Source organism: Ottowia thiooxydans, assembly GCF_040548795.1.
Lineage (GTDB): Bacteria > Pseudomonadota > Gammaproteobacteria > Burkholderiales > Burkholderiaceae_C > Ottowia > Ottowia thiooxydans_A.
Window position 1 is genome coordinate 480,342 of the sequence record NZ_JBEPSH010000001.1, and the last position, 20,806, is coordinate 501,147.

Annotated in this window: 21 protein-coding genes; 9 read left to right on the top strand and 12 right to left on the bottom strand. The window is 62.4% G+C overall.

Annotated features, from left to right (window positions below):
• Nucleotides 1–15: 15 nt before the first annotated feature.
• From ABIE13_RS02180 to ABIE13_RS02190, 3 genes are all read right to left on the bottom strand, one after another.
• On the bottom strand, nt 16–816 hold the full coding sequence (locus ABIE13_RS02180) for an SDR family NAD(P)-dependent oxidoreductase (RefSeq protein WP_354440738.1): 801 nt from the start codon (nt 814–816) through the stop codon (nt 16–18).
• Between the two features lies 1 nt (nt 817).
• Complete coding sequence (locus ABIE13_RS02185) at nt 818–1,807, bottom strand: Bug family tripartite tricarboxylate transporter substrate binding protein (RefSeq protein ID WP_354440740.1); 990 nt, start codon at nt 1,805–1,807, stop codon at nt 818–820.
• Between the two features lie 116 nt (nt 1,808–1,923).
• Nucleotides 1,924–2,826 carry a LysR family transcriptional regulator gene (locus ABIE13_RS02190; protein WP_354440742.1) on the bottom strand — a complete coding sequence of 301 codons (903 nt, stop codon included), beginning with the start codon at nt 2,824–2,826 and terminating at the stop codon, nt 1,924–1,926.
• Between ABIE13_RS02190 and ABIE13_RS02195 the strand changes: the two genes are divergently transcribed.
• A complete protein-coding gene (locus tag ABIE13_RS02195) occupies nt 2,813–2,953 on the top strand; it encodes a hypothetical protein (protein WP_354440744.1) in 141 nt (46 codons plus the stop codon). The genes ABIE13_RS02190 and ABIE13_RS02195 overlap by 14 nt on opposite strands.
• Nucleotides 2,954–3,039: 86 nt before the next feature.
• On the opposite strand, the gene ABIE13_RS02200 is transcribed toward ABIE13_RS02195, so the two are convergent.
• The 7 genes from ABIE13_RS02200 to ABIE13_RS02230 all read right to left on the bottom strand — a co-directional run bounded on the left by ABIE13_RS02200 (nt 3,040) and on the right by ABIE13_RS02230 (nt 9,524).
• Nucleotides 3,040–4,047 (bottom strand): Bug family tripartite tricarboxylate transporter substrate binding protein, encoded by a 1,008-nt coding sequence (locus tag ABIE13_RS02200; protein ID WP_354440746.1) that lies wholly within the window; start codon nt 4,045–4,047, stop codon nt 3,040–3,042.
• The gene (locus tag ABIE13_RS02205) at nt 4,044–4,436 is read right to left on the bottom strand and encodes a VOC family protein (RefSeq protein WP_354440748.1); all 393 of its coding nucleotides are present in this window, start codon (nt 4,434–4,436) and stop codon (nt 4,044–4,046) included. Before ABIE13_RS02205 ends, ABIE13_RS02200 begins: the two co-directional genes overlap by 4 nt.
• A 67-nt stretch (nt 4,437–4,503) precedes the next feature.
• Nucleotides 4,504–5,361: a MaoC family dehydratase gene (locus ABIE13_RS02210; RefSeq protein WP_354440750.1), complete on the bottom strand. Its 858-nt coding sequence runs from the start codon at nt 5,359–5,361 to the stop codon at nt 4,504–4,506.
• Nucleotides 5,362–5,380: 19 nt separating this feature from the next.
• Entirely contained in the window at nt 5,381–6,307 is a 927-nt protein-coding gene (locus tag ABIE13_RS02215) for an SDR family oxidoreductase (protein WP_354440752.1), read from the bottom strand.
• A gap of 47 nt (nt 6,308–6,354) precedes the next feature.
• Entirely contained in the window at nt 6,355–7,158 is an 804-nt protein-coding gene (locus ABIE13_RS02220) for an enoyl-CoA hydratase/isomerase family protein (RefSeq protein WP_354440754.1), read from the bottom strand.
• Complete coding sequence (locus tag ABIE13_RS02225) at nt 7,158–8,402, bottom strand: CaiB/BaiF CoA transferase family protein (protein ID WP_354440756.1); 1,245 nt, start codon at nt 8,400–8,402, stop codon at nt 7,158–7,160. Before ABIE13_RS02225 ends, ABIE13_RS02220 begins: the two co-directional genes overlap by 1 nt.
• A gap of 21 nt (nt 8,403–8,423) precedes the next feature.
• Nucleotides 8,424–9,524, bottom strand: coding sequence for an LLM class flavin-dependent oxidoreductase (locus tag ABIE13_RS02230; protein ID WP_354440757.1), 1,101 nt, complete (start codon nt 9,522–9,524; stop codon nt 8,424–8,426).
• Nucleotides 9,525–9,847: 323 nt separating this feature from the next.
• On the opposite strand from ABIE13_RS02230, the gene ABIE13_RS02235 reads away from it, so the two are divergent.
• From ABIE13_RS02235 to ABIE13_RS02255, 5 genes are read left to right on the top strand one after another with little or no spacing between them, the layout of a single operon-like run.
• Nucleotides 9,848–11,011 (top strand): acyl-CoA dehydrogenase family protein, encoded by a 1,164-nt coding sequence (locus tag ABIE13_RS02235; RefSeq protein ID WP_354440759.1) that lies wholly within the window; start codon nt 9,848–9,850, stop codon nt 11,009–11,011.
• Nucleotides 11,008–12,117 carry an acyl-CoA dehydrogenase family protein gene (locus tag ABIE13_RS02240; protein WP_354440761.1) on the top strand — a complete coding sequence of 370 codons (1,110 nt, stop codon included), beginning with the start codon at nt 11,008–11,010 and terminating at the stop codon, nt 12,115–12,117. Before ABIE13_RS02235 ends, ABIE13_RS02240 begins: the two co-directional genes overlap by 4 nt.
• On the top strand, nt 12,110–14,221 hold the full coding sequence (locus ABIE13_RS02245) for an acetate--CoA ligase family protein (RefSeq protein ID WP_354440763.1): 2,112 nt from the start codon (nt 12,110–12,112) through the stop codon (nt 14,219–14,221). Before ABIE13_RS02240 ends, ABIE13_RS02245 begins: the two co-directional genes overlap by 8 nt.
• Entirely contained in the window at nt 14,218–15,003 is a 786-nt protein-coding gene (locus tag ABIE13_RS02250; RefSeq protein ID WP_354440764.1) for an enoyl-CoA hydratase-related protein, read from the top strand. The genes ABIE13_RS02245 and ABIE13_RS02250 overlap by 4 nt, the downstream gene beginning before the upstream one ends.
• Before the next feature lie 57 nt (nt 15,004–15,060).
• Complete coding sequence (locus tag ABIE13_RS02255; RefSeq protein ID WP_354440766.1) at nt 15,061–15,639, top strand: nuclear transport factor 2 family protein; 579 nt, start codon at nt 15,061–15,063, stop codon at nt 15,637–15,639.
• Nucleotides 15,640–15,649: 10 nt separating this feature from the next.
• On the opposite strand, the gene ABIE13_RS02260 is transcribed toward ABIE13_RS02255, so the two are convergent.
• Nucleotides 15,650–16,411, bottom strand: coding sequence for a hypothetical protein (locus ABIE13_RS02260; protein ID WP_354440768.1), 762 nt, complete (start codon nt 16,409–16,411; stop codon nt 15,650–15,652).
• Nucleotides 16,412–16,632: 221 nt separating this feature from the next.
• On the opposite strand from ABIE13_RS02260, the gene ABIE13_RS02265 reads away from it, so the two are divergent.
• The 3 genes from ABIE13_RS02265 (at nt 16,633) to ABIE13_RS02275 (ending at nt 19,777) form a co-directional block, all read left to right on the top strand.
• Complete coding sequence (locus ABIE13_RS02265) at nt 16,633–17,640, top strand: flavin reductase (RefSeq protein WP_354440770.1); 1,008 nt, start codon at nt 16,633–16,635, stop codon at nt 17,638–17,640.
• Nucleotides 17,641–17,911: 271 nt separating this feature from the next.
• The gene (locus tag ABIE13_RS02270) at nt 17,912–19,021 is read left to right on the top strand and encodes an NADH:flavin oxidoreductase/NADH oxidase (RefSeq protein WP_354440771.1); all 1,110 of its coding nucleotides are present in this window, start codon (nt 17,912–17,914) and stop codon (nt 19,019–19,021) included.
• Between the two features lie 234 nt (nt 19,022–19,255).
• Nucleotides 19,256–19,777 (top strand): tripartite tricarboxylate transporter substrate-binding protein, encoded by a 522-nt coding sequence (locus ABIE13_RS02275; protein ID WP_354440773.1) that lies wholly within the window; start codon nt 19,256–19,258, stop codon nt 19,775–19,777.
• 176 nt (nt 19,778–19,953) lie between these two features.
• Here the strand turns inward: ABIE13_RS02275 and ABIE13_RS02280 are convergent, their stop codons facing one another.
• Entirely contained in the window at nt 19,954–20,805 is an 852-nt protein-coding gene (locus tag ABIE13_RS02280; RefSeq protein WP_354440775.1) for an alpha/beta fold hydrolase, read from the bottom strand.
• Between the last annotated feature and the right edge of the window lies 1 nt (nt 20,806).

Genomic DNA, 20,806 nt, shown 5'->3' on the forward strand with positions numbered 1-20,806 from the left:
ATCGCTATCTGTGTTTCAGGACTGGGACGTAGCCCTGCGAGGGCCGCCGTACATTTCGGTTCCGCTCGCCGCGAACCAGCCCGCATCGACCGGCAGGTTGATGCCTGTGATGGCGCGCGCGCGCTTTGACGCGAGAAACTCGACTGCCTCGGCGACTTCGTCCGGCTCGACGCAGCGCCCTAGCGCAGCATGTTGTCCCGGATCGCCCGCCGCGCGGGTGCCACCACCTTCGGACCAGCGTTTGAGGATGCGTGCCACAAGCGTTACCCCCGGAGAAACCGCGTTGACGCGAACCCCCGCGTGCCCCCACTCGCAAGCCAGACTCTGCGTAAGGTTGATGACCGCGGCCTTGGTCGACGCATAGGCCAGCACCGGAGAGGCCTGCATGCCCGTGACCGACGCGATGTTGACAATGCTGCCGCCGCCGCGTTTGGCCATCTGAACGCCGAAGGCGGTGTTACAGCGGAAGGTGCCCGACAGATTCACGTTCACGATGTGGTTCCAGGCCTCCTCCGTGATCTGCTCTGGTGGCAGCACCAGCTGAAATGCACCCGACGACACCACCAGTGCATCGGCGCCACCCAGCTCAGCTTCGACGCCGTTGGCAAGGGAGTTGATCTGCCCGGCATCGGTCACGTCCACCGAACGCGCCACGCCACCGATCTCCTGCGCGAGCACTTCGGCCGCGGCAGCGTCGCGATCGGCGACCACCACACGCCAGCCCATCCGCGCCATCAATCGGCACACGGCGGCACCGATGCCGTTTGCACCACCAATGACGACGGCGACTTCTTGCTTGTTGGGTGTTGTCTGCATGTCAATCCAGCGGTATGTTGGCGCTTTTCACGATGCCGTCCCAAAGGGCGATGTCCTGGTTGACGCGGTCAGAAAGCTGAGCCGGCGTGGTGCCGATCGCGTCGAAGCCCAACTCGGCCAGCATGGCCGCCACGGCAGGCACGCGAAGCGCGTCCAGCAGGGCGGCGTTCCATTTGGCGACGATTGGTGCCGGGGTGCCCTTGGGCAGAAAGACGCCTTGCCACAGCGTGCCCCCGGTCAGACCTTTCACGCCGGCCTCTTCGAGTGTGGGCACGTTCGGCAACGCCCCGTTGCGCTTCAGACTGGTAACGGCAAGGATTTTCAGCTTGCCGGCTTCGGCCAGCGGGCGTGCGCTGGTCACAGTGTCAAGCGCCACTTGCACTTCGCCGCCCATAAGTCCCACCAGCATCGGGCCGTTGCCCTTGTAAGGCACGTGCGTGAGGTCAATGCCGGCAGTCCGGTTGAAAACCTCCTGCAGCAGATGCAGGGGTGACGCCACACCGGCCGTGCCGTAGAACAGCTTCTGTGGGCGTGCCTTGGCATAGGAGATCAGTTCGGCCACGGAGTTGACCGGTACTTGTGCGCCGACGGTCAGCACGTAGGGCCCCTGAGAAATCAGGCTCACCGGCACGAGATCGTAGCGGACGTCATAGCCCGAGGTCTTCTTCATGGTGACCGGGTGGATGGTCACGCCGTTGGGTGCGAACAGGGCCGTGTAGCCATCGGGCGCCTGGCGACCTACGTAGGCAGCGCCCATGGTTCCGGACGCGCCAGGGCGGTTCTCGACGATGACAGGTTGACCCATGGTCTTCGCCATGTGCTGCGCGAGCAGCCGCGCCACCGGGTCGGTGGACCCGCCCGGCGGATACGCCACCACCAGCGTAAGGGGACGGCTGGGAAATCGATCCTGGGCGTGCACCGCTGTTGCGGCGATGCAGGCGCCCACGCAGACGGCGCTGAGCAGAGCGCGTCTTGAGAAGGCTGCGAACATGTTGTCTCCGGTGTTTTGAACTGACGCGTTGGATGCTCGCACGAAACCCGTTGGTTCGTGTTTGCGCCGCGCGCACATCATCTTTTCGAGAAGCGCAACACCCGATGCTCAGTCGCCTAAGGCTGTGAGACGCCCATTCGCTTGACCATGAAATCAACGAACACCCGAACCTTTTTGGGCACGTAGCGGGTCTGGCGGAACACGGCGTAAATGCCGTTGGTGAAGGTGTAGTTGGTCGTGCGGTAGTCGGGCAGGACCTGCATCAGACGACCCTCCTGAAGGTCGGCATAAATGCCCCAGTCCGTGAGCAGCGAGACGCCAAGCCCTGAGAGAGTGACGCATCTGAGAACTTCGGCATTGTTGGTGTGAAAGCCGCCCGCGATCTTGAGCTCTTGCGCTGGCTCGCCCTTCTTGGAGAAGCGCCAGGAGGTCGGTTCGGAATCCAGCCGATAGGTCAGGCAGTTGTGCTGCATCAGGTCATCAGGTTTCTCGATCGGTGCATGCGCGGCAAGGTAGGCTGGACTCGCCACAAGGATGCGCTCGCTCGAGGCGAGCTTGCGAGCCAGAAAGGACGAATCCTCAAGTTCGCCGAGACGGATGTCGATGTCGAAGTTTTTGTCCATCAGGTTCACGGGCGTTTCGGAGAGTTGCAGCTCCACCGTGACTTTGGGATGGAGTTCGCAGAACTCCTTGATGCGCGGTGCAATGAGCTGTATGCCCACTGACGTTCTGGAGTGAATGCGCAGCAAGCCCTGGGCGTCGTCCTGCATCTGGCGCGCGGAGATCTGGACGTCCAGGAACTCCTCCACTACCGGCTTTATTCTTTGGTAATAGGCTTCGCCGGCGTCCGTGAGCAAGACTTTGCGGCTCGTGCGGTTGAACAGCTGAATACCCAGTTCTTCTTCGAGCGCGGCGATGCGTCGGGAGACGGAAGCGGGCGACAAATTGGAGCTTTTTCCCGCAGCGGAAAGACTACCGTCTTGCACGACTCTCAAGAATAGGCGAATGGAACTGAACATCCTGTCTGATCCGATACAACGTGGTTCTGTGCGTTCGTACGTGGCCAGCGAGGCAACACCCGAGCTGGGCCGCACGGCCCGCGCCCGCGCGAGGGAGGCCCTCGATTCTGGCATAGTCATGCACTGAACTCCCAGAACGTCAATGACACGTGCAAGGGATCAGAAAACCCATCCCGTCGGGCATGGGTCTCGCATCGATTTCCTGATTGAAGGTTACTTCAGATCGATGTTGGCCGTCTTGATCACCTTTTCCCATTGCGCGATCTCGCGGTGGATGCGTGCGTCGAGTTGATCGGGACTCGATCCTGCTATCTCGAAGCCAAGTCCGGCCATCTTCTCCTTCACCTCGGGCACAGCCATCACTTTCACGATGGCAGCATTCCAACGATCAACAATGGGTTTGGGCGTATTCTTGGGCAGGAAGAATCCCTGCCACAGGTCCGCCTCAAGGCCCTTGATGCCTGACTCTTCCAGCGTTGGGACGTTGGGCAGCGCCGGATTGCGTTTGGGAGTGGTGACGGCTAGCATGCGCAGCCGCCCGGAGTCGGCCAACGCGCGTGCACCGGGGATGGTGTCGAAGCCGACCTGGATCTCACCACCGAGCAGCGCTTTCACGACGGGCCCGTTACCCTGGTAGGGCACATGTGTCATGGTGGTGCCGGCAGCGCCATTGAAAAGCTCGGTCAGCAGATGCAGGGGCGATGCAACGCCCGCAGTGCCGTAGAACACCTTGGTGGGATTGCGCTTGGCGTACTCCACAAGCTCGCGCACGTTGTTGACCGGCAGGTCGCGGTTGACCGTCAGAACGTAGGGCCCCGTTGCGATCATGCTGACCGCGGTAAGGTCGGCGCGCACGTCGTAGCCGGCAGTGGCTTTCATGGTGACGGGGTGCAGTGTCACGCCGTTGGGTGCCAGCAGGATTGTGTAGCCATCTGGTTTGGAACGCCCCACGTAGGCCGCACCAATGGTGCCCGCCGCGCCGGTTCGGTTCTCCACGACCACGGGTTGGCCGAGGTCCTGTGTGAGGTACGGCGCGAGCAAGCGGGCCACGGGGTCCATCACTCCGCCCGGTGGATACGACAGCACCAGCTTGATCGGCTGCGAAGGGAAGGGCGCCGCTGGCTGCGCCTGCACAGCGCCCACAGAGGCGAATCCCAGCATGGCCGCCAGTCCCCACGCCTTGAATGTCTTGAATGCCTTGAATGCCTTTATCGTCATCATGTTGTCTCCTGTTTCTGTTCGACACCCGCGTTCTGGCTGGCACTCTGGAAACACTGAATCGTGTTCCCGGCAATGTCGACCAGAGTCGCTACTTTTCCGTGGGAACCCATGTCTCGAATGCATTCCACACGGCCACCAAGTTCCTCGAACCGCTGGCACACGGGAGCGAGGTCGTTGACTTCAAAAACCACGACCGCGCCCTGCGCCACGGCGGCCTCGCGCGGCCCGGCGATGGCGAAGTTGTGACCGCCCGCACCGAACTGAATCCAGTGGTCGCCGTCGCGGAACTTCAGCTTCAGCTGGAGCGCGGACTGGTAGAAGTGCGCTAGCGCGTCGGCATCTGTGGCCGCGAGGTAGGTGTTCTGGATGCGCTGGACGGTGGTGCTCATGGGCGGTGTCTCCTGGCTTGTGGGTCGTGCTGGATGCCGGCCTTGCGGCACCAGCGAGGAAATGCATTCAAGTGATCTGCGCTCGTCCGTTGCTAACCACTTGCACGTTGCGCAGCGTCTCGATCGCGTTGAAGGACACAACGTCGCCGTCACGCCAGAGCTGAATGCGCAATGTCTCTCCGGGGTAGGCGGGCGAGGCAAAGCGTCCCGAGAATGCTTTCAACCGCGTGCCATCCATGCCGCAATGGCTTTGGACGACAGCCCGCGCGCACAGTCCAAACGAGAAAAGCCCGTGCGATATCGGTCTCGGGAATCCGGCCTGTCTGGCGCGAATGGGGTCAGCGTGCAAGGTGTTGTAGTCACCATTGAGCCGATACAAAAGCGCAGCTTGCGGCGTGGTCGGCATGTCCACAGCGAGATCAGGTGCTCGATCGGGCAGCTTGTGTGGCGGCGGCACCGGGCCCGACGGACCGCCGAAGCCACCGTTTCCGCGGCACACGGTCGTGCCCGTGATCGATGCGATGAGCTCGTTCGACTCGGCCAGGTAGAGATTGCGTTCAGTGAGCAGCAGCGCGCCCTTTTCTACGCCCTTGTCGATCACGTCGAGCACACGTGTCTGGCCGATCACGGTACCCGAAGCCGGAAGGCAACGATGCCAGGTGATGCCCTGCTCGCCATGCACGATCATTTTGCGGTCGATGCCCAACGCGGGATGGCCGGTCCAGGGGCCGGGATTTCCCAGAACCAGCGCCATCGTCGGGAAAACGTTCGGCGCTGGCTCCAGCACATACGAAAGCTCGGCCGAATCAATCGGGTTCATGCCCAGGCCGAGGCTGAGGCTGTACAACATCGTGTCGCGCTCGTTGTAGGTCTGGACGATGTCGTCCACCTTCCACTCGAGAAGCTGTTGCCGGTTCAATGCCATCGTCGGGGTCCCCTGCGCGTCAGACGGGTTGCCACGGGAAGACGTCTCGCGTGCGCTCCAGCGGCACAAACGAACTGGCCCACGCGGGCGCGAGCTGCTCACCCAGCGTCTCGGGCGTCCAGGGGTCGGTGCGCTGAAAGATTCGAATCGGCCGGGGCTGGCTGTACAGGTACACCTCGTTGCCACGCACGCCGAGTATCTGGCCGGTTATGTCCTTGGCCCCATCTCCCAGCAGGAAAGCTGCCACCGTGGCAATCTGCTCGGGCCGGGTAGTGGCCTTGCGCTTTTCAAGGTAGGCGGCCTGCTCTTCAGGACTCTTGCCGGGAACGGATTCGATCATGCGACTGAATGCGTGGGGTGCGATGCAGTTGGATCTCACATTGAAACGCGCCATGTCCAGGGCCAACGAACGCGACAGACCGGTGATGCCCGCTTTGGCCGATGCATAGTTCGCCTGACCCAGACTGCCAATGAGCCCCGAGGTCGATGTCATGTGCAGGTAGACGCCGGTGGTGCGGTCGCGGAAATGCGGGGCCGCCGCACGGCTTACGTGGAAGCTGCCGTACAGATGCACCTTCACCACTGCATCGAACTCCTCCGGGCTCAGACGGTGGAAGATGCCGTCGCGCAGGATACCCGCGTTGTTGACTACCAGGTCGAGCGTTCCCCAGGTATCCAGTGCCTGCTGCACGATACGCTTTGCGCCGTCCCAGTCGGCCACGCTGTCGTTGTTGGCAACCGCATCGCCGCCGGTGCTTTTGATGAGGTGCACTACCTCATCGGCGGGCATCATGTCGTCGCCCTCGCCGTGCAGGCTTGCACCTACGTCGTTCACCACCACCTTGCAGCCATAGCGCCCGAGGAGCAGAGCGATCTCGCGTCCTATGCCACGCCCTGCGCCCGTTACCACGGCCACTTTGCCCGCGAGTCCTGTTGTCGTTTCCATTGCCTGTCTCCTTGTTAGTTGATCGTGTTGATGGCGTTCTGCGAGCGTCAGCTGTCGGCCGGTGTGGGCGTCAGCGTCCAGGTTGGCGGTCTTTTAGATCGGAAGGCGTGCATGCCTTCGATCGCATCGGCGCTGCCGAGAGACGCTGCAGCCACTTCGATGGCGCGTGAGAAGCCATCGTCGAATGGCATGTCGGTGATCTCGCGCAAGAGGCGCTTGCTGCTGCGAAGTGCGGCCGGGCTGCAGCGCCAGACGTCCGATGACAAGGCGGCAAGGTCCGTATCGATGCCCGAATCGTCTTCGCAGACCTTCTGTATCAGTCCTACCTGCAATGCGTGTTCGGCGCCCACCGTGCGCCCACGCAGGACCAGGTCGGCGGTGGCGCGCGGACCGATGGCGCGAACGAGCGAGAGCGCGATCATGCTCGGCGGAATGCCGATGCGCGCTTCGGGCACGCTGAAGGTCGCGCTGGTCTCGCAGATGGCCATGTCGCACCAGACCACCATGCCCATGCCGAGCCCGACAGCGCGGCCGGCAACGGCTGCAACCGTCGGTACGGGACAACCGATCAAGGTCTCAGCGAGCTCTCGCGCCGGTCGGATCTGCTCCAGGGCATCCGGCGGTGCCGAGCCTTCTGTGCGCTGCAGGCCGGCCACGTCACGACCCGCGCAAAAGGTTCCGTTGCGGCCACGGATCACGATGAGGCGGCAAGCCGCTTGTGCGCCGTGGTGACGGATGCCGTTGGTCAACGTGGCCAGCATGGTCTCGTTCAAGGCGTTGAGCTTGCCCGGGTTGTCCAGCCAGAAGGTCACCATTCCGTTGTCACCAACGGCGATCTCCACCCGTCCCATCAGATTACTCCCTGCTCGCGCAGCTCGGCGATGTCGGCGGTCGAGAGCGAAACGTATTCGCGCAGCACGTGCTCAGTGTGCTCACCCAGACGCGGTGGAGGGCGTCGAGCAAAACTCGCCGTGTCGCCCACCTTGAACGGAACACCCAGCAGGCGAATGGCCTTGCCGTCCTGGTCGGTCATGTTCAGCACCATGCCGTTGATCAGCGATTGCTCGTGCGTGAGTGCTTCCGCCACCGTATGCATAGGCGCAACGGGCACGCCGAGCTCGCCGAGCTTCCGTGTCCAGTTGGCGGCTGTGTCCTGGAGAAAGGTCTCGGCAAAGATGTCGATGACTTCCTGTCGGCGCTCAAGGCGTTGGGCGTTTGTTGCCAGCGTCGGATCGTCGCGCAAGTCCAGGCGGCCAATGGCCTGGCACATGCGGCGCCAGGTCGCGTCATTGAGTGCGCCCGTGACCAGTTCCACGTCCTTGCACTGAAAGGCCTGGTACGGCACCTGGCTCCATAGGCCGGAGCCTTCTTTCTGGGGCAGCACACCCGCTTCGAGCCAGGAGACGCCGTGGTAGCTCAACAAGCCCAAGGCGGTTTCAAGCAGGGAAGCGCGCACGTTCGAACCTTTGCCGGTGCGCACCCGGCCCATCAACGCAGACAGGATGGCGCTGTAAGCAAAGACGCCGGTCGTCATGTCGACAAACGACACGCCGGACCGTACCGACTGTCCGTCGCGCTCCCCGGTGAAGCCCATGATGCCCGCGAACGCTTGTAGCAGCGAGTCGTATCCGGGGCGGTTGCGCATGTCACCCTTGGCACCGAACGCGGAGATGCCGCACACGATGAGATGCGGGTACTTCTCGCGGAAGAGCGTTTCGTCGATACCCAGAACTTCGGCCACATCCGGCAAATAGTTGTGGATCAGCACGTCGGCGCCGGCGAGCATCTCGTAGAGAATTTCACGGCCGCGCTCGGTCTTGAGGTTGAGCGTGATACCGCGCTTTCCGCGGTTGACACTCATGAAGTTGCAACTCTCGCCGGAAGCGTTAAAAGGCGCCCAGCCTCGGTTCTCGTCGCCGTTCGGCCCTTCGACCTTGATGACATCAGCGCCCATGTCGGCCAGCAATTGACCACAGAAAGGTGCTGCCAGCACGCGGCTCACGTCAATAACCCGAATCCCGGCCAAGGGTCCCTCGCTCGTGTTGGTGTTGGTGTTGGCTTTGGCCGAGGTGGTGTTCTGTTGTGGTTGTTGCATCAGGTTTTCCGCGTGCAAGCCTCAACGGCCGACCGCCTCCTCGGTCACGGCAGGGGCGACGCTGATGTATGGGTCGAACTTGGCAACCTCCTTCTTGACCGCCGGGATGATTTTCTCCGCCCACAGCGCCAATTGTTTGCACATGCGGTCGTGCGGGAGGTCGCCTATCTGCGTGTGGATGGCCACGTGGTGCGGGCGCACGATCTGAATGTCGCGCACCAGGCGCTCGATCACCATGTCGACGTTGCCAACGGGGAGGTTGGATTTGATTTTTTCCAGCGTCAACTCCTCGGGGAACGGTTGCTCGTGAATCATGTAATCGTCGGCAACGGATTCCTTGCGCGTCTTGAGCGCGACGGCCACACGCTGCTGGTAACGCGCACATTCCACGAAGTGATCAATTTCGCTGTCGTCGTCGCTGGCAAAGGCAAAGCGCAGCAAGCCCAGCTTGGCCTTGGCAGGGTCCTTGCCTTCGGACTCGCAGATCCCGTCGATGACACCACGCAAGCCGCCCATGCGCTTGTAGTTCCCGAGCCCGCCGCCGATGAAGATGGAATGGTCGTCGCGGATAGCGCGGCGCATCAGCGCAGGATCTCCGCTGGCGATCCAGACCGGGGGCATAGGCTTCTGCACCGTTCGCACGCTGATCGACGACAACAGTTGCTTGTAGTAAGTGCCGTCGTAACTGAACTTCTTCTCGGTCAGTCCGCGCTCGATGATGTCCAACATCTCTTGCGTGCGCTCCTTGGTGTTGTCCATCAACACACCGAACCGCTCAAACTCGAACTGTTGGTAGCCTCCGCCCATGCCCAGGTTGAAACGCCCGCCGCTCAACTGGTCCGCGAGCGCGATCTCGGCCACGAGCCGAGCAGGCGTGTAAAGCGGCGCGACAATGACGCCGGTGCCCAGGCGGATGTTCTTCGTCAGCGCCGCGCAATGGGCGACCAGCATCAGTGGCGATGGGCACAAGCCGTAGTTTGAAAAGTGGTGTTCCGCGAACCAGGCAGCGCCGAAGCCGAGCTCGTCGGCGAGGCGAGTGAGCTCGACGGTGTTGGCAACGATCTCGTGGGATGAGAGCGTCTGGTTGCGTTGTTGCAAGAGGTTGAAGATGCCGAAGTCCATTGCAGTTCCTGGTTGGTGTGACGGTGCCGTGGGGGTCAACGACCCTCGCTGGATGAAAGAAATTCTAGGTAGCGATACGGCATGTGATAAGTGGAGCAACACGAACACTTGCTTTGCAGAAACCGGAATCAAGGGCGGATAAGGGAGCGCGTTCTCTCTTGAAAAACGCATATCGGTTTTCGTCAATTTCGAAAAGCACCTTTGCAGTTTCTGTGGGGCATCCGTCTTTCGGCATGGCTAATAATTCCTTCGCCAAATCTATATCCCAGCCCTGGCGAGCGGCTTCAGACCGCCGCTCCGGCTTCATATAAAAGGAGACGGACTTGTCTCAACAGTCCCATTTCAGATTCGAACCATTCCCTCAGTCGAAAGCGCTGATGGCGCTTCGCAAGGAAGTCCGGTGTTTCCTTGGCGATGAGGAAAAGCAAGGCAGTTGGACCCCGGGCCCCGAAGGTTGGGCGGGCTTCGATCGCGGGTTCAGCAAACGGCTTGCCGCGCGTGGTTGGGTGGGGATGACTTGGCCAAAAAAGTACGGTGGCCATGAGCGAACCGCCATGGAGCGCCACGTCGTCACGGAAGAGCTTCTCTCGGCCGGTGCTCCGGTGCGCGCCCACTGGGTCGCCGATCGCCAGAGCGGTCCGGTGCTCCTGCGTTTCGGGACCGAACGGCAACGTGAGCTCTATCTGCCTCGCATCGCCAAGGGAGAATGCACGTTCTGTATTGGTATGAGCGAGGCCGGTTCGGGCTCGGATCTGGCGTCGGTCAGAACCCGCGCGGTGCCTGTCGAGGGCGGTTGGCGCGTGTCAGGTGCCAAGCTGTGGACCAGCAACGCGCACCGCGCGCACATGATGATTCTCTTTGCGCGAACGGCCAGCGTGGAAGAAGATCGGCGTGGCGGCGTGAGCCAGTTTCTCGTGGACCTCCAGTCACCGGGCATCACCATCAACGGCATCCAGAACCTGGCGGGCGAATCCGATTTCAACGAAGTCGTTTTCGACGAGGTCTTCATCCCCGAAGATATGTTGATTGGCACGGTCGGCAATGGTTGGAACCAGGTGAGCAGCGAATTGACCTACGAACGAAGCGGACCCGACCGCTGGCTCAGCACCTACTTCCTGCTTCGCCAGCTGGTGGCGCATACCGCGCGACAGCCGAGTGGTTCGTCGCATGTCGCGACAGGTCGGCTCGTGGCCCATCTGTGGACGCTTCAACGGATGTCGTTGTCGATCGCGGGGATGTTGCAGCAGGGTATCACGCCCTACACCGAAGCCGCGCTGGTGAAGGACCTGGGGACAGGATTCGAACGCGAGATTCCGGACATTGCCCGCATGGTGGTTCCCGAACTGGAGCGTCTCGGAGCAGACCACAACGGCGTGCTGCAGGCTGCGCTGGAGCGAGCCACCTTGCACGCACCTTCTTTTTCGATCCGCGGCGGAACCCGAGAGATTCTGCGCGGCATCATTGCCAAGAGCATGGGAATGCGATGAGCGAATTGAACGATATCGTGGTCGAGTCGGCCACGCGCCTGTTTTCCGACGCGTGCACGGCCGACCTGTATGACGGGCTGGAGGGGGGCGGTTGGCCAGCCGACCTGTGGCGGCTGGCGACAGACACTGGCCTGACCTCAGCGATCGACACCGAGAGCGATGGCGGGCGCTGCTTGCCTCTGGATTTGTTGACCGCTCTTGCGCGGGCGGCGGGTGCCAAAGCGGCGCCGATTCCCATCGTCGAAACCTTGCTGGGACAGTTCGCCCTGAAGGCCGCTGGACTGGCGGTGCCTGATGGCCCCCTGGCCTTTGGCCCGGTGCTGACGACGGATGTGTTGGCGCTCGAACGCAGGGGTGCCGACTGGTTGCTGAGCGGAGACCTTCACCGCATACCGTGGGGGCGCCACGTGCACGCCGTCGTCGCGGTGGCGCGCTGCGGACAGTCGCATGCCACGGTCTGCATTCCGCGGCCAACGCCATCCAGTCTGGGTCAAAACTACGCAGGTGAGCCGCGCGACAACTTCGTGTTTGATGCATGGCCATTGGCGGCTGCGTCCGTAGGGGAAGAGGGGCGGGGTCTTGACGCCGACACCTTGTACTTTCACGCGGCCTTGTGGCGATCCGCTCAGATGGCCGGTGCCATGCAGACCGCGCTGGACCTGTCGCTGCGTTATTCGATGGAGCGCGAACAGTTTGGCCGTCCCATTGGAAAGTTCCAGGCGGTGCAGCAGCAAATGGCGATGATGGCGTCGCAGGTGGCGGCGGGTGCGGCAGCTGTCGAGGCCGCGGTCGCAGCGGCGGCGGACGGGCATCAGGCCGGGCTCGCCGTCGCCGCGACCAAAGCCCGCGTGAGCGAGGCGGCAGGGCATGTGGTGGCCATATCACATCAAGTGCACGGCGCTATGGGATTCACCCGCGAACACGCGCTGCACCGCAGCACGCGTCGCCTGATGGCCTGGCGTGACGAATTCGGCTCCGAGGCCGAATGGTCGGCCTGGATCGGCCGCACGGTGGCGGGCATCGGTGGCGACCAGCTGTGGTCCTTTGTCACCGCTGCGCAAGACTTTCCATCTGCCAACAGTTTTCGGCTGAATCACCATGCTTGAGACATTCTTCGACCCGACCAGCATCGCCCTCATCGGCGCGACCGACGACGCCTCGAAGATTGGTGGAAAGATCGTGCTGACGCTCTTGCGCGAGAAGTACGCGGGCAGGTTCTATCCGGTGAATCGAACGAGCAACCGCATCGCGGGGTATGCTGCGTACCCGTCGATCGGCGCGGTGCCTGACAGCGTGGATCTGGCCTTGATTGCCGTTCCTGCCCGCCAGGTGCCGGGCGTTCTCGAGGAATGCGCTGAAAAGGGCATCCGCAATGCCGTGATCTTCAGTTCGGGATTTTCCGAGGAAGGTGGTGAAGGCGCGGCGCTGCAGCGCCAGATCGAAGACATTTGCCGACGCACCGGCATCCGTGTGAACGGACCCAACTCGGAAGGCTTCTTCAATGTGCATGCCGGTGTTGCGGCCACCTTCAGCCCAGCGCTGGACGTGCCGAAGCCGCCCCAGGGCAGCATGGGCACCGGCATCGTCTCGCAAAGCGGAGGGCTGGGGTTCGCGCTCTACAACCGGGGACGCCAGCGCAACATGGCCTTCAGTCACATCGTGAGCGTCGGCAACCAGGTGGATCTGGAACTCAACGATTACATCGACCACCTGCTGGACGACCCGGCGACGGGCAACGTGATGCTGTACGTGGAGAGCTTCCGCAAGCCCAAACGCTTTCTCGAGCTTGCCCGGCGCGCAGCGCAACTCAAGAAGCCTCTCATCGTGGCCAAAGTAGGACGTTCCCGCGCAGGACAGCGTGCCGCAGCGTCTCACACCGGTGCTATGGCAGGTTCCGTTCGGGTCACGGATGCCGTGCTCGACCACCACGGGGTGCTGCGCGCCAACGATCAGGACGAATTGCTCGATCTGGCGGCCGCCTTCTCGCAAGGAAAACGCATGCGGGGCGATCGCGTGGCGATTGTCTCGACATCCGGTGGTACGGCTGTCTGGCTCACCGATACCTGCGAAGAGATGGGATTTGAGGTTCCGCCGATCGACGGCGAACGTCAGGCGCGGCTGGCACAGTTCATCCCATCGTATGGGTCTACCAACAACCCTGTGGACATCACGGCGCAGGGGGTGAACGCCTACGCGCAGACGCTGGAGGTGCTGGGCGACGCGGACTATATCGACGCGATCATCATCGCGTCTTCCTTTGCGCATGACACGCGCCTGAAGAAGGAGGGTGAGGCGATTGCACGTCTGGTGAAGGAGCTGGACATTCCTGTCTTCATCTACACCTACACACTGCCGAGCGCGAGTTCCATGCAGATCCTGCAGCAGCTCGGCCTCTTCTGTTACTCCACCATCTCGGGGTGCGTACGCGGCCTTCAGGGGTTGCGAGCGTATTCGAAATTCCAGGAGGAGTTGAACGGTCGCTTCGGTGCACCGGATGCGCAAGCGTTGCCGACCTGTGTCCGGCGAGCGCTGGAGGGAACCGAAGCCACGATGTGCGAGTACGAGACCAAGCACCTGCTGGCCGCGTTCGACATCGAGCTGCCCGTCGAGCGCCTGGCGAAGACACCGCAAGAAGCAGTGGCGCACGCCGCCGACATCGGTGGCGCGGTCGCGCTGAAGATCCAGTCCCCGCACATTCCCCACAAGACGGAAGCCGGGGGAGTTCTTCTCAAACTCGAAACCTCGGACGCTGTGCGGCAGGGCGCAGAAGCGATTTTGAAGAATGCGCGCTTGCATGTGCCGAACGCCGACATCCACGGCGTCCTGGTGCAGGCTATGGGCAAGCCCGGTCTGGAGATGATGGCGGGTATTGTCAATGACGTGAGCTTCGGCCCCATGGTGATGGTGGGATTGGGCGGTATTTATGTCGAGGTTCTCGAAGACACCGCGCTGGCGCCTGCGCCGCTGACGGCCCACACCGCCTTGAAGATGGTCCAGTCCTTGAAGGGCTACCCGATGCTCTCTGGTGCGCGCGGGCGCCCGCCGTGCGATGTGCCGGCCCTGTGCCAGCTGCTCGTGAAGTTGTCACAGCTGGCGGCCAGCTCTGGAGACCGTCTGGTCGAGATGGACATCAACCCGATCCTGGTGCACGAAGACGGCGCCGGTCTCACCATCGTTGACGCATTAGGCGTCAGGAGCCTCACGCCATGAGTGAACTTGTTTTTGATGTGTCGCAAGGCATCGCGACCATCACCTTGAACCGGCCCGACAAGCGAAACGCATTCAACACGCCGATGTTGCGGGCCTGGACGGCAGCGCTCGAGGAGTCGCAGGCGCGCGACGATGTGCGCGTCATCGTTCTCACTGGCGCGGGTCAGGCTTTTTGCTCAGGCGGTGACGTGGGCGGTATGAAAGACCGGGCTGAAGACACTGCTCTTGATCGAAAGAATTCGCTCACCGATCGCGTGCACCGCATCCCGTTGACCATGCTCGCCATGGACAAGCCCGTGCTCGTCGCGGTCAATGGGGTGGCGACCGGTGCGGGGATGGACATGGCGCTCATGGGCGACATCCGGATCGCGGCGGCGAGTGCGCGTTTTGCCGAAAGCTACGTGAAGATCGGCATCGTGCCGGGCGATGGCGGCGCGTGGTTCCTGCCGCGCATCGTCGGCATGTCGCGTGCGCTGGAACTGCTCTGGACCGGCCGCTTTGTAGATGCGCAGGAAGCGCTGAGGCTGGGCATTGTGAGCGATGTGGTTCCCGACGAAAGCCTTATGCGCCACACGCTGGCGCTCGCGCAGCGGATCGCCGCCGGACCGCCCATCGCCATCCGCATGATCAAGCGCGCCGCACGCCAGGCGCAGACCATGGACCTGGCCTCCCACCTGGACCAGATTTCCTCGCACATGGCCGTGGTCTATGCCACGGACGATCACAAGGAGGCCGTGGCGGCTTTCCTCGAAAAGCGGACGCCCGTCTTCACCGGAAAATAGAGCATGGCGCTTCCTTCCAGGTGCGCCCCATCACAAGAGACCCGACAAGGAAGCCCGATGCCGATCGCCAATTGCCACACCACCGCAGACCGTCTCGCCGATATCACGGCGATCGAACAGGCGCTGTTTCGTTACGCGCGCGGTGTCGATCGCCGAGACTGGACGCTTGTCCGATCGGCCTACCACCCCGATGCGATCGACAACCATGGCAACTACAGAGGCCCGATCGAAGGGTTTGTGTCTTCGCTGGTAGCGCGTCACGCGCACATCGAGCAGTCGCTGCATGTCGTCAGCAACGTATTGGTCGAATTCAACGCACCGGACAGCGCGTTGGTAGAGAGCTACTTCACGGCCTACCAGCGCCTGTCGCCCTCGGCAGGTGCGTCTCGGCAAACGTATCTGGACGGTGAGATTGCAAGCGACTCCGACTCCGTGGACAACGAAGCCATTGGCCGCTACGTCGACCACTTCACGCGGCGCGAGGGTGAATGGCGCATCCAGCGCCGCGACGTCCTGTTCGATCTTTACCGTTCCAGGATCGCCCAGCGCAGCGCACCGATCAACCCGGCGCTGACGCTGTCGGTCCGCGACCAGAGCGATTTCTTGTACGCGCGCCGCCAGGAACTCGGCCTCTGAAGCATCGGCGTCAATCCGGAGCGCCCGGGGTGACACGCTCGTGAAAGATGTCGACCCGATACAGCACGTCGCGGTCAGATCCGTCGCGGTCTTGTGATCCCGCAGAAAAGTCCATCGGCTTGAAGGCCGCAGCGTAGAACGCTTCGTCTTCCAGCGCCGCCGTCGCGTGCGCGGGTGTGTCGAACCAGAATTCCATGACGCTGTCGAATGCGATGGTGGGTGCACGCACTGCAGTGCCCCATGCGCACCGGGTCACCGAGGCGTCAAACGGGGGCTCGGCCATGGTGCGTCCCACGGCCTCGCATGCCGCACCGAAAGCCGCATCCGATACGTCCTCGCGCCGGATGAAACGCAGCAATGCGGTCTTCGATAGCGGACCGGGTTTGCTGATGCGCTGTTCCGTCAGCATCGCCGAGTCGTAGACCGGTTGTTGAAACACCCGTAGTTCGTCCTGCTGCATGGTGGGGCGGTGCAATGGGTCGCTGCTGGCGCGGTCGGCCCATTCGGGGCTGCCCAGCCACAGCAGGCCAATTCCGTCGCGCTGCATGGCCGCTGTACCACCACGCATGGCTGTGACCACGCCGTAGTTGGTGCGAGGGTGGCGCTTCAAACCGTCCGGGAAGGTGCCGCCGAGATCTCCGTGGGCACCCCAGCGTGCCGGGAAGTCGGGTGCCGCAATGGCGGGGTTGCGTCGCACGAAGTAATAGCGCTTCCAGACGGGGGTGGCGCAAGCGCTTGCGTTCGTGGCTGCCCTAGGTTCTTCGGATGGCATTGGGTCGTGTCCTCATGGTCAAGGGGGGGCTTGGGTTGCGGCCCCCAGCGTATGACGAATACGGCCAGCGTGGGTGCCGATATCGTTCCGGTTTTCGCAAAGAAACTGTGCGCAACACGCGCTTTTTTTTGGCTGTTTGGATGCCTAGAATTTTCCGACGCCAAAGATCGGCGGAAACGCACCGCATCGACTGTCCGCAGCGGCGCGGTCAAAGGAACGACATGTCCGATACGAACCCTCTGCCGCAACCAGCGTGTGCGCCATTCGACGCACGCGAATTTCGGCGTGCCCTCGGCACTTTCCCCACCGGCGTGGCCATCATCACAACGCGCGACGGCGAAGGTGTGCCGGTAGGCCTGACCTGCAATTCGTTCAGCTCCGTGTCGCTAGATCCGCCACTGGTGCTGTGGAGTTTGCGCACGTCGAGCAAGTTGTTGCGAGCTTTCCGGGGGACGTCTGCCTTTGCCATCAACATACTAGCGGAGGACCAGAGCGCGCTTTCGGCGCGGTTTGCAACCAGTTCGATCTTGGACAAGTTCGAGGGGGTTGCGCACAACCCAGGCTTTCGTGGTGTGCCCCTCATCAATCAATGCGTGGCGCGGTTCCAGTGCAGCACGTTTTCCGTACACGAGGCTGGCGACCATGTGGTTTTCATCGGCAAGGTCGAGCACTTCGAGCACGGGCGCGAGGAAGATCCGCTGGTGTTTTACAAGGGTGCGTACATGATGCTCGCCCAGTCGCTGCGCGCGCTATCGGCCGAGGGGCGTGTATCGACGCCGGCCTTGATCGAGGCACGCGCCGGGGTCTACGGCCTTCTTCTGCGTCTGGCGTGCGAGAAGGGCAACGACGGTGATTTTGATGGGCTGGAGAAACTCCTGCGGGAGATGGATGCTCAAAAAGCCCGCGGCGACATGGCGGCGCGCGCCGTGGCAGCGCTCGATTTTTTCAAGCTGTTGACCCAGGCTGCACACAACGATGTGTTGGCCATCGTCGCCCAGTCGTTGGGTACGCTCATGCAGCATTCTGTGATGGCGCAGGCCACGGCACTGCCGTGGGACGCCATGCACCAGCCCGAACTGACACCGTTGCGGCATAAGATGGTGGAGCGCATGCGGGCCCGCGATGCGCAAGGCGCCACGGAGGCCATGACCGCGTACTTCGGGCATGTCGAGCAGTTCCAGCGCGAGATGGCCTTGGCCAGTGCAAACGCGCCGGCCATGTCGGCCTGAGCATGCATGCGGCCATGTCCCCGTTTGCCGTGCTCAGTTCACTGGTTTGAACATGGGCGACGGATTTCTCCGGTGCGTGCCGGGTGGGGTGTTCGAATGCGCCTGCAATCCAAGCCTGTGGCTTGATCGTCATGGCGAAAAAGTGTACCGGCGCGCCTTGTAAGCGATGTTTGCAAGGCGCGCAAAGCAGCTTTGTGGCGTTCAGTGTCGCAGCGTCTTGAAGCGACGCGCTGCGACACGGACAATGGCTTTCCCACATGTCGGAGAAAAGATGTCGAGCGCTCTCTTTCAACCCCTCACTCTGCGTGGCCTCACGCTGCCCAACCGCATCGTTGTCTCGCCGATGTGCCAGTACAGCGCCGTCGATGGCAGCGCGACCGATTGGCACATCCTGCACCTGGGGCAATACGTGGTGTCCGGCGCTGGTCTCGTGATGATCGAGGCCACTGGCGTTGAACCAGCCGGGCGCATCACCGCAGAGTGTCTAGGCTTGTGGTCCGATGAGAACGAAGCAGCGCTTGCGCGCGTGATCCGCACCATTCGCCCTTACGCGAGCATGCCGATCGGCATCCAGCTGAGCCATGCAGGCCGAAAGGCATCGGTGAGGAGGCCGGGTCAGGGGCGCGGTCCCTTGCCACGCGAAGAAGGCGGTTGGCAAACCTATGGCCCCACGGCGCAGCCCTTCGACAAGGGATGGGAGGCGCCGCTCGCGCTCGACCGGGAGGGCATGGATCGCGTGGTGTGCGCATTCGCCCAGGCCGCACAGCGTGCCGACCGCGCCGGCTTGGACTTGTTGGAGATTCATGCTGCGCACGGGTACCTTTTGAGCGCCTTTCTCTCCCCACTGGGGAATGTGCGCACCGACGAATACGGTGGAAGTCAATGCAATCGCATGCGGTTTCCGCTGGAGGTTTTCGACGCGGTGCGCGCGGTGTGGCCTTCGCAAAAGCCGTTGGGCATGCGCTTTAACGGCACCGATTGGCTGCCCGAGGGCCTGCAAGGAGACGATGCGGTGGCCTTTGCGCGCGAGCTCAAGGCCCGTGGATGCGATTACATGGACTTGTCATCTGGCGGCAGCGCGCCAGCCGAAATCCCCCTGGCGCCAGGCTACCAGGTGCCTTACGCCGCGCAAGTGCGGCGCGAGGTGGACGTGCCCACCATGTGCGTGGGATTGATCCGAGACCCGTTGCATGCGCAGGCGATCGTTGCTGACGGCGAGGCGGATCTGGTGGCGTTGGGCCGTGGCATGCTCAACGATCCGCGCTGGGCCTGGCATGCGGCAGAGGCCCTGGGTGCGAAGACGCAGGTGCCACATCAGTACATGCGAGGCGAAACCCGTGCTGGACTGCCGTCTCAGGACACGATTGTCCGGGGGACATGAGAGTGCCAAACTCGGGCTTTGATTGGCGATGGCTAGCTGCGGGGGCAAAAAAGTCGCGGAAACTGCGACGCACTGAGTGTCTCGCATACACGGTATTCGATCGTCCAGAGTCGGACGCAGGGTCCAGGTTGACAAAACACCGGGTGCAGCAACTGCATCACGCGCGGATAAAGGAAGTAGGCCTAGGCGACGACCGGGCGAGGCACGACGTCGAATTCTCCTTAGGTAGAAGTCTTGCAGCCGCTGACCTATGGCTCGTGGAGTGTTGGAACGATCTCTCACCTCACGATGGAGGTTCTGAAGCAATCGAAGAATGTCGACCTGTTGCATGTGCCCTATAACGGCACCGCGCTGCTGTTGCAGGCCCAGTTGGCGAAGCAGATCGACAGTTCCATGAACGCGCTGTCTGTCGTCGAACCTCATATCCGGAGTGGCGCACTGCGATTATTGGCCTTGGCGGCGCCGCAGCGAATGCAGGCATTTCCAGACGTTCCGACCATGAAAGAAGTTGGCATCGGGATTGACAACGGGCCTTGGTTGGGGATCGTCGGGCCAGCAGGCATGCCGGCTACCGTCATTTCGCAACTGCACGACGCGATCGAGGCTAGCCTGCGGGAGCCTGCCATTGTCGAGCAGACCAAGAAGATGTTCATGATCCTCGACTACGCGCCTCAAAGCTCGTATCAGGACTTCTACTCCAGCGAGATCGATCGATGGCGTCAGTACGTGCAGACTGCCAAGGTCTCGCTCGACTGACCACGAAGCCATCTTCAGTTGTGCGGCATCCACGGTGCTTATGAAAGGGTCTTGAACGGGTGCTCTCCGGTGCGCCCGAGGGGAGTAGGGGAAGCGGTGAAGAACTCGAGACTCAGAGAGCGACTCTCAGACTGGCTCGGCAATCTCGACCCAGAGCGCTCCCCATCCCCCACCACTTACCTCACAGATGGCTCAAAGCCCCATGTGCCCGCTTCGACCTCTGTAATGAAGCGATCGATAGCCGCATTGAACTCCTCCGGCTCCTCTAGGTTCACTGCATGACCGGCTCGCGGCAGCAGACGTAATCCGCAGTTCGGGAGCCAGCGCTTGAGCAGGAACTGCGCTTCGAGAACGTCTTCGTCCTCGTCACCGGCCATCAGCAGCGTCGGGACTTGCAAGTGCACCAGCCGGGGCTGCATCTGGCCGAGTACAGGCCGTTTCGCCTGGACATTCTCCAGCGTCATGGCGGCGCCCAGAGGATTATGCTGGGAGAGGTGGGCTAGAAAGCGCTGCCAAGCGGCTGGCGACTTTCTCTTAAGTTGCGTCCGGTTGCGTGCCCCTTCTATGCTTTCGGTGACCGCGGCCATGCCCAGCTCACGCACCCGTTCTGCGCGGTGAAGAACTCCTTGCACGAACGCTGCATGGTCGATCGCTCCGCTGCCCGAGCCCGCACCCGCCACGATGAGGCCTGCCGTGCGCCGAGGGTGCCGCAATCCGAACTCGAGAGCGGCAGTGGCGCCCATGCTCAGCCCCACCACATAGGCCGAGGTGACCGCTGCTGCATCCAGGACTGCGCGGATATCGTCCGCCGCGATCTCCTGGCTGTAAAGCCCCGCCTCGTGTGGAACGTCGGAAGGCGGGTAGCCGCGCGCGTTGAAAATGATACAGCGGTACTTTACGGACAAGCTCCGGACTTGCTCCTCCCAGGCTCGACCATCGGCTGCGAACTCATGTGCGAAGACGAGGGGCGGCCCCTGGCCACTGTCCTCGAAATACAGGCAAGCACCTTCCCCTCGCGCGTAGGGCATA